Annotated in this window: 11 protein-coding genes; 1 reads left to right on the top strand and 10 read right to left on the bottom strand. The window is 63.9% G+C overall.

Going from position 1 to position 12,672, the window contains the following annotated elements; translation table 11 throughout:
• Nucleotides 1-237: 237 nt before the first annotated feature.
• The 8 genes from ACVWZ7_RS02330 to ACVWZ7_RS02295 all read right to left on the bottom strand — a co-directional run bounded on the left by ACVWZ7_RS02330 (nucleotide 238) and on the right by ACVWZ7_RS02295 (nucleotide 8,764).
• Nucleotides 238-864, bottom strand: a complete 627-nt coding sequence (locus ACVWZ7_RS02330) for an alpha/beta hydrolase (RefSeq protein ID WP_456506844.1) — start codon at nucleotides 862-864, stop codon at nucleotides 238-240.
• Nucleotides 861-1,469, bottom strand: coding sequence for a cysteine hydrolase (locus ACVWZ7_RS02325; protein ID WP_456506843.1), 609 nt, complete (start codon nucleotides 1,467-1,469; stop codon nucleotides 861-863). Before ACVWZ7_RS02325 ends, ACVWZ7_RS02330 begins: the two co-directional genes overlap by 4 nt.
• 179 nt (nucleotides 1,470-1,648) lie before the next feature.
• Nucleotides 1,649-2,965 carry an MFS transporter gene (locus ACVWZ7_RS02320; RefSeq protein WP_456506842.1) on the bottom strand — a complete coding sequence of 439 codons (1,317 nt, stop codon included), beginning with the start codon at nucleotides 2,963-2,965 and terminating at the stop codon, nucleotides 1,649-1,651.
• A gap of 86 nt (nucleotides 2,966-3,051) precedes the next feature.
• On the bottom strand, nucleotides 3,052-4,035 hold the full coding sequence (locus tag ACVWZ7_RS02315; RefSeq protein WP_456506841.1) for a zinc-binding alcohol dehydrogenase family protein: 984 nt from the start codon (nucleotides 4,033-4,035) through the stop codon (nucleotides 3,052-3,054).
• A complete protein-coding gene (locus tag ACVWZ7_RS02310) occupies nucleotides 4,032-4,535 on the bottom strand; it encodes a MarR family winged helix-turn-helix transcriptional regulator (protein ID WP_456506840.1) in 504 nt (167 codons plus the stop codon). Before ACVWZ7_RS02310 ends, ACVWZ7_RS02315 begins: the two co-directional genes overlap by 4 nt.
• Before the next feature lie 65 nt (nucleotides 4,536-4,600).
• Nucleotides 4,601-5,650: a 2,3-butanediol dehydrogenase gene (locus ACVWZ7_RS02305; RefSeq protein ID WP_456506839.1), complete on the bottom strand. Its 1,050-nt coding sequence runs from the start codon at nucleotides 5,648-5,650 to the stop codon at nucleotides 4,601-4,603.
• A gap of 27 nt (nucleotides 5,651-5,677) precedes the next feature.
• A complete protein-coding gene (locus tag ACVWZ7_RS02300; RefSeq protein ID WP_456506838.1) occupies nucleotides 5,678-7,048 on the bottom strand; it encodes an NAD-dependent succinate-semialdehyde dehydrogenase in 1,371 nt (456 codons plus the stop codon).
• Nucleotides 7,049-7,132: 84 nt separating this feature from the next.
• A complete protein-coding gene (locus ACVWZ7_RS02295) occupies nucleotides 7,133-8,764 on the bottom strand; it encodes a flavin-containing monooxygenase (RefSeq protein WP_456506837.1) in 1,632 nt (543 codons plus the stop codon).
• 215 nt (nucleotides 8,765-8,979) lie between these two features.
• Between ACVWZ7_RS02295 and ACVWZ7_RS02290 the strand changes: the two genes are divergently transcribed.
• On the top strand, nucleotides 8,980-10,719 hold the full coding sequence (locus ACVWZ7_RS02290; RefSeq protein WP_456506836.1) for a helix-turn-helix domain-containing protein: 1,740 nt from the start codon (nucleotides 8,980-8,982) through the stop codon (nucleotides 10,717-10,719).
• Nucleotides 10,720-10,746: 27 nt separating this feature from the next.
• On the opposite strand, the gene ACVWZ7_RS02285 is transcribed toward ACVWZ7_RS02290, so the two are convergent.
• Both ACVWZ7_RS02285 and ACVWZ7_RS02280 read right to left on the bottom strand, forming a co-directional pair.
• Nucleotides 10,747-11,646, bottom strand: coding sequence for a LysR substrate-binding domain-containing protein (locus ACVWZ7_RS02285; RefSeq protein ID WP_456506835.1), 900 nt, complete (start codon nucleotides 11,644-11,646; stop codon nucleotides 10,747-10,749).
• A 136-nt stretch (nucleotides 11,647-11,782) separates the two neighbouring features.
• A complete protein-coding gene (locus tag ACVWZ7_RS02280; protein ID WP_456506834.1) occupies nucleotides 11,783-12,670 on the bottom strand; it encodes a 3-hydroxyacyl-CoA dehydrogenase family protein in 888 nt (295 codons plus the stop codon).
• Nucleotides 12,671-12,672: the final 2 nt, after the last annotated feature.

Here is a 12,672-nt window from a genome sequence, read left to right as displayed (position 1 = left end):
TCCCCCACGGGGCGCAAACGCGCAGATTGCAGTGTGTTCGACTCACCGTCGGCAGGCCCGGGTTACCTGGCCGTCGCGCAGGCGCCGGCGCTGGCGGCAGACATGGACGTCGGCTGCAGCACTTGGCCGTGGCTCTGCAAGGCAGGCGGCGGCAGGCCCGCGGCGGCGGTGGTTGAAGCGCCGTCCGTCGCGGGCCTGAAGAGTTGCGGACGTGAGACACCGCGGGTCAAGAGGGGATCAGCTCAGCTGCCCCGTAACCCACTCGGCAAGGGCTGCGGCGGTGCCGGCATCAAGGCTGTGTCCGCCGGTGGAGCGGACGGCCGTGGTCTCGGCGCCGGACTCCGCGCCGAGATAGCGCCACGTGGCATCCAGCAGTTCCGCCGGAATGACCGTGTCGGAGTCCCCCTGGGCGACGAACATCGGCACGCCCTGCAGCCGGTCCGGAGAGGTGGGAACTCCTGCATCGAATGGCAGCGTCCCATAAAGAATTGCCGCACCCGCAAAGCGTTCAGGGTCGTCCAGGATGAGTCCTCCGGCGAAGGCGGCGCCACCACTGAATCCGATGAGTATCACTGGCCGCCCGGCCGGGGCGACGCCTTCCAGCCACTCCCTGAACCAGGCCATGTTCTGAGCAAGGGAATCCGGCAACGGGCGGCCGATGCCGCGGTTAGCGAACCAGGCGAACCCCCGGCCTTCGGCGATGGGGGCCCGGACGGCCGCGTAGCTTGCAGCGGTGGGGAGGTAGTCTGCCAGTCCGATGATCTCCGTTTCGCGGGAGCCTCGGCCGTGGAGCAGGACTACGAGCGGTTGCGTGGGATCGTCGGTGGAGTGCCACTGGACAAGGGGATCCGGGAGGTGGTTCACGCGTCTGCCCCCGTCAGTTCGTCCGTCGTCGTGAACTCGGCGATGTTGGTCAGGGCGTAGGTCAGCGCGGCGCCGTGCCAGTCGGCATTGATGCTCGATGTCGCATCCGTAACGATGATGGGCCGGTAGCCGTGATCGGCCGCGTCCCGGAGCGTGTGTTCCACGGCCATGTTGGTCCAGACCCCTGCCACCACCACCGTGGTAACGCCCAGGTTCCGCAGCAGCAGATCGAGGCCGGTGCCGTTGAAGCCGCTCATTCGATTCCGGAGGAGAACCGGTTCTCCCTCGACAGCCTCCAGCCCTTCCAGTGCGTCGGCGCCCCATGAGCCGAGCTTGAGCGACTCGGGTCCGATCATCCGGAAGATGGGGGCGTTGCTGCCGCCGAAGTCACCCCCGGGGTAGAAAACAATGCGATTGTGGATGATAGGCATCGACTGGCTGCGCGCCCATTCGAGCAACTGCTTCACGTGCGGCACCAGTTCCTGCTCAACAGCATGGCCGGCGGAGCCTGACGAGGCGAATGCACCGTCAGGATGGACGTTGTCGTTCTGAAGGTCCACCAGCACTAGGGCGGTCTTGGTGAGGTCGAGTGGGGCGGTCTGCATGGAGTCTCCTGATTGGGGCCGTCGAATAATTGCTTTAAGTTTCAACTAAGTCATGGGTGTTTCTATTCCCCTCACGGCGCGGGAGTACTCAGCGCGGAGTGAGGACGAGGTTGGAGAAGAAGGCTTCGGTGCCGATATCCGCGAAGAGACCTATCTTGCCGTCGTGGATGTTGCCGGCTTCATTCTCGAACCGCCGTTTCCGGCATCCTGGCCAGGACCGGAAGGGTGGCCAGCGCGACTGCGGCCACAAGGGCGCCGGGCATCAGGTTCCATCCTGTTGCGTGGGTCAGGAACTCCGCGGCGTAGGGCGCGATGCCACCAAAGACGGCTGTGGCTGCCGTCGCGCCCAGGGCGAGTCCCGTGAGCCTGCCGGCAGGGGCGAACTGTTCTGCGGCGGCGGAGGCGCCGACGGCGGTGATGCCGCCCGCGGTGCAGGCAAGGACGACGGCGCCGGCCAGTGCCGCGGTGACTGAACCGGCCGTCATGAGGGCGAACATGAAGACCGGCAAAGCGATGGCAGCGGCGCAGAGCCCGAGCAGCGTAGTCCGTCGCCCAATCCTGTCCGAGAGCGCGCCGGCGAACGGGGTTACCGCGATCACGGTGACTGAAGCCGCAGTGGACAGCCACAAAGAGTTGCCTTCCGGAAAGCCGGAGACCGAGGTGAGGAAGGTCGGGACGTAGATGATGCCGATGTAGTAGGCAATGGACGCCAGCGCGGAAATGGCGAAGGTTCTGTAGAGTCCGGCGCGCTGGGTGCGGAGGGTGAACCGCAGGGGCCGGTGCGTCCCGCCGGTCGGCTGTCCGGCAAAGACAGGAGTTTCGCGCAGCGTGCTCCTGGCCGCAAGCGTTGCCAGTGCCAGGAAGGTGCCGAAGGCGAAGGGGATGCGCCATCCCCAGTTGTCCAGGGCCGCCTGGTCCAGCATCGTGGTGGTGATGGCGGAGACCGCAACGGCTAGCAGTGCTCCGATTTCGCTGGCCATCGAGGCCAGCGAGGCGATCAGGCCGCGGCGTCCGGGCCGGGCACCTTCGTAGAGGTAGGTGCTGATGGCGGAGTATTCCCCGCCGACGGAAAAGGCCATCAGGCATCGCAGGGCGAGGAAAGCGGCCCCGGCCGTGGCGCCCGCCTGTGCGTGCGTGGGGAGCAGGGTGGTAGCGAACATGGCCGCAGCCATGATGGCCATGCTCGCCAGCAGTACGGGCCGCCGGCCGATGCGGTCCCCGAATCGTCCGAACACTAGTGCGCCTACAGGCCGCAAGAGGTAGGAAACTGCGAACACCGCGAGCGTGGCCAGCAGGGATTCCGTGCCGCCGCCGAAAATGACCCGGGACAGGATGGTGGCCATGAATAGGTACAGGGTGAAGTCGTACCATTCCACGATGGTGGACAGGGCTGCGACGGCGATCGAGGTCCGAGGCAGGGAATCGCCGGCGGCGGTGCCACCGGCCGGTCGTTCAGCCTGGCGTGGTGGGCGGGGGAGGGCAGCGAAAAGGGGCATGGGATCAACTCCTGGGGTTGGAGGCAAGGCAGAGGCCGGCCCATGAGGTTGAGTCGTGCCGGTTCGGGTTCTTTTGGCGGTGAAGCTTAGGTGGTGACGACGAGTTTGCCGCTGGCGCGGCTTTCCTCCATGTCGGTGTGGGCCTGGACGATGTCGTCGAGGGTGTAGACCTTGCCGATGGGGACGGTAGCGGTGCCGTCGCTGACCGCCTCCAGAAACTCCTGGAGCACGCTGCGGGGAAGATCGGCGGCTCCGCCGGTGTAGGAGGTGAGCCGGACGCCTCGCGGGATGTAGTCGATCGGATAGAAATCCGGGACTGTCCACTGGTTTGAGAGCATGCCGGTAAAGCAGACGACGCCATGGATCCGGGTGGCCCGCAACGTGTCGCGCAGCGTCGGGGTGCCGACGAGCTCTAGGGCGGCGTCCACGCCGTCGGGAACGATGCGGCGCACGGCGGCGGCGAGATCGCCGTCGTCGATCAGGACATGGTCGACGCCGATCGCGAGAAGTGCTTCCCGCTTGGCCTCGGTGCGGGTTGAGGCCACGACAGTGAGCCCGCGGCGTTTGGCAAGGATTGCGGCGGCCATGCCGACGGAGGAGGTTCCGCCGCGAATGAGCAGGCTTTGGCCGGGCCGGATGTCGAGGCCGATCGTGAGGGAGCCGTGTGCGGTCTGAAGCATCTCCGGGATGGCGCCGATGACGGACCAGGGCAGCTCTGATTCGAACGGTATGACCTGCCCGGCCGGCACGCACGTGTACTCGGCGTAGCCGCCGTCGAAGACGCGGCCCATGCCGCCCATCAGGGTGGCGACTTTTTGTCCGGCCCGGAATTCGCCGCCGGGGGAGTCCGCCACTTCTCCTACAGCTTCGATCCCGGGCACGCGTGGAAACGTGACGCCCTCGGCCAGGCCCAGGCGTGTATGCAGTTCCGAGCGGTTGAGCCCGAAGGCCCGGACCCGGATGAGCACCTGGCCGACCCGAGGCACGGGGATGGGCCTGTCGCGAATGACCAGCGCCTCGGCCGGCCCCGGCCCGTCCAGCACAACGGCCCGCATGGTGCCGCCGCTCACTGCACGGCCTTCCGGGAGTTCATCGCCGTGGGTTTTAGCGCCGCGGACTCCGGCGAAGGTCGGGGTGTGCTGCGGACCCGTGACAGGAGGTCCAGCAGCGTGTCTGCCTCCTGCCTGGTCAGGGCCGGGGCGAACCAGCGGGCAAGTTCGTCCTCGACCACGCGGCGGCCCTGCTCAACCACCGAGGTCCCCTCCGCCGAGAGTTCCAGAAGGGAGGAGCGCCGGTCGCCCGGGTTCATCTTCCGCGAGCAGTAGCCCGCCGCCTCAACCCGGTCAATGAGCTTGCTGGCGCCGCCCACCGTAATGGACAGCGCCGCGGCAATATCGAACACCCGGCACGCGCCAAGGGATGCAAGCACCACCATCGCTTCATACCTTCCGAGTGGAGTACCGCATTCCTGGCGCAGGCGGGCGTCAACCGCGTCCCACAGTTCCGTCTCAAGCCGGGTCAGCGTGCTGAAGAGCGGATAGAAGTCAGTCTGGTCAGTTCTGGTGTCCATGGACCAAGATTAGCAGTTAGATTCCATGGAAGATACTTCCTCGGATTTCACTCTTGTTGAGGTGATTAGCTTGCGGGGTCGACCAGCAGTTTCATCTTCTGGCCGGCGCGGAGCTTCTCGAAGCCTTCCTGGACCACCCCGCTCAGGGGGATGTCCTCAACCCATCCCGTGGTCTTGTAGTGGCCTTTGGCCATAAGGTCGATCACCGCTGAATAGTCCGCCCCGGTGTAGCAGATGGTGCCTTGGATGCGCCGCTCCCGCAGCACGAGGTTGATGAGCGGCGTCGGGAGCGGCTTTTCATAGATCGCCACGCTGACCAGCGGACGGCGTTCGCCAAGGCATTGAAGGGCTGATTCCACAGCAGGGGCAACCCCGGCGGCGTCGAAAGCAGCGTCAACGCCGTCGCCATTGGTCCGGTCGGCGATGAGTGCGGTGACGTCCTGGCTCATAGGGTCCAATGTCCGTGCGCCGAGTGCCTCGATTGAATTGCGGCGCGTTTCGGACGGTTCGACCACGTCGATTTCGGTCAGGCCCATCCCGCGGAGGGCGAACCACAGGCCGATGCCGATAGGCCCCGCGCCGTAGATCAGGGCGCGGCTCTGGTCATTGACTTCGCCCATGGTCGCGGCGTGATAGGCGACGGACATCGGCTCCACCAGCGCGCCCATTTCGAGCGAGACATTGTCGGGGAGTTTGTGCACCTGGTTGCTTGGCACGACCGTGTACTCTGCCATTCCGCCGTCGGCCATAAGCCCGTGGAATCCGATCACGTTGCACAGGTTGTAGTGCCCGGTCTTACAGGGGCGGCACTCCCCGCAGCGGTAAATGGGCTCCACCGTGACTCTGTCGCCCTCGCGGACGTCGGTGACGTTCTTACCGACTTCCGTAACCACGCCGGAGAATTCATGACCCAGGGTCAGGGGCAGGCACTGGCCCGTGAGGGGGTGCGGATCGGTCGGAGGAATAAAAATAGGCCCGTCGTAGTACTCGTGAAGGTCGGTGCCGCAGATCCCGTTGCGGCTGACCTTAATCTTCACCTGGCCGTCGCCGGGAGATGGTTCCGGAACGTCCTGTATCTCAAGTTTGGTTTTTCCGTAGTAGACCGCCGCGCGCATGGCGCCTCCCAAATGTTGTGTCTAGCCTCAGATGATGCGGATAAGTTTCTTGTTCGCGAACTCGTTGAGCCCGAATTTGCCGAGCTCACGCCCGATTCCGGAGGTCTTGACTCCGCCGAAGGGCAGGTCGGGGGCGCTCTTGATCGTGGTGTTGACACCCACCATTCCGACTTCGAGGCGGTTGGCAACGTACTCGGCCTGCCTCTCGTCCTCCGTAAAAACCGCGCTGCCCAGCCCGTATGGAGAGTCATTGGCCAAGTCGATTGCCTCATCCACAGACTCGACACGGTAGAGGATTGCTACGGGCCCGAAAAGCTCTTCGCGATACGCGCGCATCTCCGGTGTCACGCCGGAGAGGACTGTCGCCGGGTAATAGGCGCCGCGGCCTTCCGGGACATGCCCGCCAAGATGGACTGTCGCTCCCTTGGATACCGCGTCGTCAACTTGTTCGGCGAGTTCCGCCCGGGCCTGGGCAGAGGCCATAGGACCGAGGCGGGTGTCTTCGCTCATGGGGTCTCCGGTTTGCCATTCCGAGGCCTTGGCCGTGAATGCTTCAAGGAATTTGTCCCAGTTAGAAGCATCAATGATGAGCCTTTTTGAAGACGTGCAGGCTTGGCCGGCGTTCCCGAACCGTCCCGCCGCTGCCGCGCTGGCGGCCTTGTCGATGTCGGCCGCCGGAAGCACGAGGAACGGGTCGGAGCCGCCGAGCTCCAGCACGCACTTCTTCAGATACTGTCCGGCAAGTGCGCCGATGATACCGCCTGCTCGCTCTGATCCAGTGAGGGATACGCCTTGCAGTTTGGGGCTTGCGATGATGTCAGCGACTTGTGCAGAGGTTGCGAACAGGTTCTGGTAAACACCTTCCGGGGCCCCGGCCGCGTCAATGATCTCGGCAATTCGCAGAGCTTGTTGCGGGCAGTTGCTTGCATGCTTGAGCAGGATAGTGTTGCCCAGCAGTAGGTTGGGCGCGACGAAACGGGCCATCTGGTAGTAGGGGAAGTTCCACGGCATGATGCCGAGGAGCGGGCCGATGGGAGCTGTGCGTACCAACGCCCGTCCGGCGCCCGCGATCTCGAGTTCTTCGTCAGCGAGCAGCTTTTCGCCTGATGTGGCGTAGTACTCGTAGATGGCAGCGGAGAGCTCGACTTCAGCCTTGGCCTGGGCGATAGGTTTGCCCATTTCGAGGGTCATCAGCTTGGCAAGGTCTATGGAGTGCTGCCTGTGGAGGTCTGCTATGCGCTGCAGGAGGGCGCAGCGCTCGGCAAGATCCTTCGTGTGCCACGACTGGTAAGCGGCGTGGGAGCGTATCAGGGACGTGGTCACCTCGGAGGAGGACATGCTGTCAAACTCCTGCACCACCTCGCCACTGGTGGGGTCGACCGTTGCATATTTCTTCATTGAAATTCTCTTATCATGTTGTGTGCGCCCGGGACGGGGTAGCGGTCTACCGTCCGTCCCGGGCAGCAGCTGGTGTGGTGCTGGTCAGGCCGGCGTCAGCGATTCGGCCGCGGTCATGAAGTTCGGGTACTTGTCCGAGGCCTCCTCAGCGAGGATGGAACGGTATTGCTTTATGCCACCGAGGTAGAACATAACGGTCCGCTTCTTGCCGGGGATGTTGGCCCCGAAGATCCACGAGGCGGCTTGCGGGAAGAGCGTCTGGTGGGCGATATCTGAGCACGTTTCCGTCCAGTCGGCCTCAGTTTCGGCCTTGGCTTCGATCCAGCCGGTACCGGAGGTCGAAATGTGGCTGATCGTTTCGCTGATCCACTCGACCTGGGCCTCGATCGAGGGCGGAAGGTTCGTGAAGGGGCCGTTGGGGCCGAGGATCATGAACATATTGGGGAAGCCGCTGGTTGCCATGCCGAGATAGCTGGTCGGGCCGCCGGCCCAGTGCTCCTTAAGCGTTTCGCCACCGCGGCCGCGAATATCGACTCGGACATAATTGCCATCCACAGCGTCGAAGCCGGTGGCGCAGATGAGGACGTCAAGTTCGTGCAGGGTGCCGTCGGCCGTGACGATGCCCTGTTCCGTCACCTTCTCGATCGGGTTCTCTTTGACATTCACCAGGGAAACGTTTGAACGGTTGAATGTTTCGTAGTAACCGGAATCGCAAAGCGGCCTGCGGGCGTAGAGGTCCGTCGGCGTAAGCTTTCGCCGGGTTTCCGGATCTTTCACGATTTCGGCGATCTTCCGGCGGATGAACTTCGCCGCTTCTTCATTGGCGTCCGGGTCAGTGGCGATGTCCGAGAAGGTCTCGAACATGAAGCGGAACCCTCCGCCTTCCTCCCAGGTCCGCTGGTAGATGCGCTCGCGCTCTTCAGGGGAGACGCTAAACGTCGGAACGGCGCTCTCTACAAAGCCCATGGCGACGGACGAGTTCCGAACCTGGTCCCAGTTGGCCTCGAAGTTCTCCTGGTGCGCCCGCTGTTCCCGCGACGTAAGTTCACGGTTGCCCGCAGGGACGCTGTACTGCGGGGTGCGCTGGAACGAGGTCAAGTGGGCCGCGACGGGTGCGCTGGCCGTAATCACCTGGTTGCCGGTGGAGCCGTTGCCGATTACACCTACCCGCTTGCCAGCCAGATCCAGGTCTTCGGGCCAGGCTCCCGTGTGCACCAGCCGGCCCTGGAACGTTTCCATCCCCGGGAATTTGGGTAGGTTTGTGGCGGAGAGCAGGCCGAGACCGGTGACGAGGAACCGGGACTTGAAGGTGACGCCCCGGTCGGTACGCACTGTCCAGATGCCGTTGGACTCGTCGAATTCGGCGTCGGTCATGCCGGTCCCGAGTTGAATGTGTTCGCGGAGGCTGTACCGGTCAACAACTCCATTCAAGTACGCCAGAATCTGGCGCTGGGGCACATACTTGGTGTTCCACGGAGTCTGCTTATACAGCTCGCGATCGAACGAGTACTGGTAGACGAAGCTTTCAGAGTCGGAGAGGGCGCCGGGATACTTGTTCCAGTACCAGGTCCCGCCTACGCCTCCTGCGCGGTCAATGGCGACCGCGTTGAGACCCAGTTCGTTGCGCAGCTTGTGCAGCATGTAGATTCCACCGAAGCCTGCTCCGACGACGAGTGCGTCGAGTTGGTAGATCTTCTCGGGGACGGCGTTGTCCATGATGTCTTTTCCTCCGACTATTAGGGCTCTGTGAGATAATTCACTTTGTAGTTACCAGTCTGTGGTGGCACAACAAGGACCTTGTGTCCCAATTTGGGACACACCCGTACGGCCGGAAAAGTCGCGATTGATACCACATCAGCAATAATTCCGGTTGCAGAAGAGTGCCGACGTCCGGCATCCGGGCAGGTAGCCGACGTTGCGAAGGAGCGATTATGTCCGACCCGGTGCGGGAAGCGCGGGAGCACCTGATTCGCGTTGGCCTCACTGGTCACTTTGGACCAAACAATGCGGTGCCCGACCTGATTGTGCGAAGCTGGCGCCGATCGATCAGCAGCGCAGTCGAAAGTTCCGTCCCGTCCCAGCGCTATCAGGACGTGGATACGGACTCCCTGCTGTGCCGGGCTGCTCTGCCCGTACTCGACCGCTGGCAGCATCAGTTGGCCGACACCGGGACTACTCTCTTCCTCAGCGACCGGGGCGGCAGCATCGTTGCCCGGCGAACGAGTGACAACAGTGAGCGACGCCGTCTGGACAGCATGCACGCGGCAGAGGGGTTCGATTATTCGGAAGACTCTATCGGGACCAACGGCTTAGGGACGTCGATGGTTGAAAAGCGTCCGGTTTTCGTCAAGGGGAGTCAACACTACAATGACGCCTTGGCCGCTCTGGCGTGCGCGGCTGTGCCGGTATATACGCCGGCCGGTCTTGTCGTTGGTTCTGTCTCACTCGGAGGGCCGCTCGAAGCTGCCAGTCCAATTATGCTGTCGCTTACGCGAGAGATCAGCCAACAGATCGAGGAGAGATTCCGGGTATCCTCCCGGCCTCAGGATCTCGCGCTGGCGATGTCTTTCATGCGCTTCAGCAGCTCGCAGCGTCCTACAGTTGTGATGGATCAGGAGTCCATCCTGGCTAACACGCCGGGTTTGCCTTACGTCAGCGTTGCATCGCACGTCATGCTCTGGGAACTGCTCAATTCCCACAACTGGTCCTCCAGCAGCACACTGCATCGTGAACTGGACGGTACCCCCTACGAGGTCACGGCACGGAGGGTGGTCGACGGTCCGCGCGAGCACTACGTGGTGCACTTCTCCGATCTGAGTGAAGCATCGGATCGCCAACCCGGACTTGCCTTGTCCTCCCGGGCCCAGGGACTGGGCGCATATGCGCTGGCCCCAAGTGCGGCCGCGCCGGCAGTTGTTCTTGTGGATGGACCGCGCGGATCCGGACGGGCCACTGTCGCCGGGAGACTGCGCACGAAGCGGGGAAGTACAGCACGCCTGGAAGTGTTTGTTGCATCCGCGGAGGCGGCCATGCCATGGACGACCATCGAGGACCTCTTGGCAGATGGCGTCGATGTAATGATCCGGCGCTTGGAGGAGATCGCCGCGACCGAAGTCACCCGCATTGCCAGACTTGTCGATTCGCACCGGACGGCGCGGACCGCCGGGCAGCGCGCCAGCAGTCTTCTGCTGACATCCTCGCGCGATCAGGCCGCACCGGCCGTTCAGGCGTGGATCGACACCACAGGACCAGTAGAGCACACGGAGGCACTAGCCCTGACCCCGGAAAGGATTCCCGGTCTGGTCAAGGCCATCCTCAACGTTGTTGATCCTGAATCCCGGCACACCATCTCCCCGGCTGCTCTGCAGTCGATGGTCCAGTGGAACTGGCCCGGTAATATCGCCGAACTTGCTGACACTGTGGCCGGGCTGATCGGGGAGTCGAAAGGCTCAGTCATCGAACGCCGGCACTTACCGAAACATTTGCAGCAGGCACCCCCACGACGTCACATGAGCATGATCGAGACTGCGGAGCGCGGGGCCATCATCAAGGCGCTCGATGCTGCTGGAGGCAACAAATCCGAGGCTGCCGCCCTCCTGGGCATGGGCAGGTCAACCCTGTATCGGCGACTGCGCCAGCTTGGCCTTGATACGGGCGAGGGTTCGATCTGATTCTGCAGACGGCTGGATCGGCAAGTCTTAGGCCAGGCTGGTCTCATCTAGGCTGCCGACTTCTTCCAGCACGGCCTTAAGAGCCGGACTTGCGTCGTCGCGGCGCCATGCTGCCCTCAGATCCACGTCGGCGGTTGCGTCCTCCAGCGGGACGAACACGATGTGCGGGTCCGTCGCGCTTCGGGCGACAGAGGCCAGTGTCAGATGGCATCCGACTTCCGCACTGACCAGGGCCAGTGCAGTTTGGGTGTCGGGCGCCACCTGAACGATGTCGGCGACGAATCCGTTGTCGTGTGCCAACCGCCTGAGCCGGTCGGGCAGGACTGCACCTTCGAAAGGCCGAAGTGAGATAAATCCGTCGCCGGCAAGCCGCGCGATGGAAAGCCGACGAGCGCCGGCCAGTACGTGCGTGTCGGGCAGGGCCACGACGAGCGAGTCCTTCATGATCACACGCGAGGAGACCACCGGGGGGATGACATCCCAGCGCCCCAGGGCGAGGTCGGTGTCGCCCTCGACGAGCTTCTTCATGGCTGGCTGGGCGAAGTTCTGGCTGGACAGCTCGAGCTGGATCCCGGGCCGATTGGACCTGATCAACCTTGCGAGCCGGGCAACAAGCGGGTGGGTGGAGACTCCGGCAAAGGCGATCCGGACGAGTCCGGACTCTCCGTTGTCGGCGGACCGCACGGCCTCTTCGGCGCGGCGGAGGGCCTCCAGCACTTCGGCGGCCGGTGCCAGGAGCGCCTGCCCGCTGGAGGTGAGCTTCACGGAACGGGTGCTTCGATCCAGCAGGCGCGTCCCCAGCTCGGACTCGAGCTGCTTGATAGTGCGGCTGAGCGGTGGCTGGGCGATGTGCAGCCGTTCGGCGGCCCGCCCGAAATGGAGTTCCTCTGCCACGGCCAGGAAGGCCCTGAGTTGGCCCACGTCCATGATTCCGCCCCTAGTCCGCCATTATTGATTCAACAGTATCACTGGCTCGCCTTTGAGATGCCTGACGGCAACAATGATCGAACCTTCGGGGGCGAACTTTCGACGCCCGGGAAGGGACCGTCGGGCTGTCCCGTGTTCATTTCCAGTCGTAGAAGCCCTTGCCGCTCTTGCGTCCGAGCTCGCCGGCCGTGACTTTGTCGCGCAGGACCTGGGGCGGTGCGAAGCGTTCGCCCAGGGTTGAGTGCAGGTACTCGGCGATGCCAAGGCGCACGTCCAGGCCTACGATGTCCGTGGTTTTGAGCGGCCCTACCGGGTGCTTGTAGCCCAGGACCATGGCGTTGTCGATGTCTTCGGCGGTGGCGACCCCCTCCTCGACCATCCGCATGGCCTCCAGCGCGATGGCAACGCCGAGGCGGGAGGACGCGAAGCCGGGTGCATCCTGGACCACGACGGCGGTCTTGCCCAACCCGGACACCCATCGCCGGGCAGCCGCGACGGTGCCCTCCGAGGTCTTCTCGCCAACGACGACTTCAATGAGAGTGGACGCGGGGACAGGGTTAAAGAAATGCAGACCCAAAAAAGACTCCGGCCGCGGCAACGATTCGGCCAGCCTGCTGACCGACAAGGACGACGTGTTGCTCGCCAGGTAGGCATGCGGGGCAAGCTGAGCAGCCACGGCGCTGAGCGCGTTCGCCTTGAGCTTTTCATCCTCGGGAACGGCCTCGACGACGAGGTCACAGGAGGCAAAGCCGGCATAGTCGACGCTCGTCGCAAACCTGTGTAGAACTTCGGCGCGGTCGCCCTCGAGCACGCCTCGGTCGAATGACGCCGCCACGGAGGCCGCGACGCGGTCCCGAGCACCCCGGGCAGCGTCCTCGTTGCGCTCGACGACTAGGACCCTCGCACCATTGATCAGGAAGGCGTGGGCGATTCCCGCACCCATGCGGCCGCCGCCGAGAACGCCGACTGTGGCCGGAAGGAGGCCGGAAGGGGTTCTCAGAGATGTTTCGTTGGTATTTGTCACGG

Source organism: Arthrobacter sp. TE12232 (assembly GCF_054062615.1).
Note: the sequence above shows the minus strand (reverse complement) of the source record. Positions and strands in the feature narration are given on the sequence as shown.

Bases quoted from the DNA above. Each gene is read 5' to 3' on its own strand.
- ACVWZ7_RS02325 (WP_456506843.1), bottom strand. From the start codon at position 1,469: ATGCAGACCGCCCCACTCGACCTCACCAAGACCGCCCTAGTGCTGGTG.
- ACVWZ7_RS02320 (WP_456506842.1), bottom strand. From the start codon at position 2,965: ATGCCCCTTTTCGCTGCCCTCCCCCGCCCACCACGCCAGGCTGAACGA.
- ACVWZ7_RS02310 (WP_456506840.1), bottom strand. From the start codon at position 4,535: ATGGACACCAGAACTGACCAGACTGACTTCTATCCGCTCTTCAGCACG.
- ACVWZ7_RS02305 (WP_456506839.1), bottom strand. From the start codon at position 5,650: ATGCGCGCGGCGGTCTACTACGGAAAAACCAAACTTGAGATACAGGAC.
- ACVWZ7_RS02300 (WP_456506838.1), bottom strand. From the start codon at position 7,048: ATGAAGAAATATGCAACGGTCGACCCCACCAGTGGCGAGGTGGTGCAG.
- ACVWZ7_RS02295 (WP_456506837.1), bottom strand. From the start codon at position 8,764: ATGGACAACGCCGTCCCCGAGAAGATCTACCAACTCGACGCACTCGTC.
- ACVWZ7_RS02290 (WP_456506836.1), top strand. From the start codon at position 8,980: ATGTCCGACCCGGTGCGGGAAGCGCGGGAGCACCTGATTCGCGTTGGC.
- ACVWZ7_RS02285 (WP_456506835.1), bottom strand. From the start codon at position 11,646: ATGGACGTGGGCCAACTCAGGGCCTTCCTGGCCGTGGCAGAGGAACTC.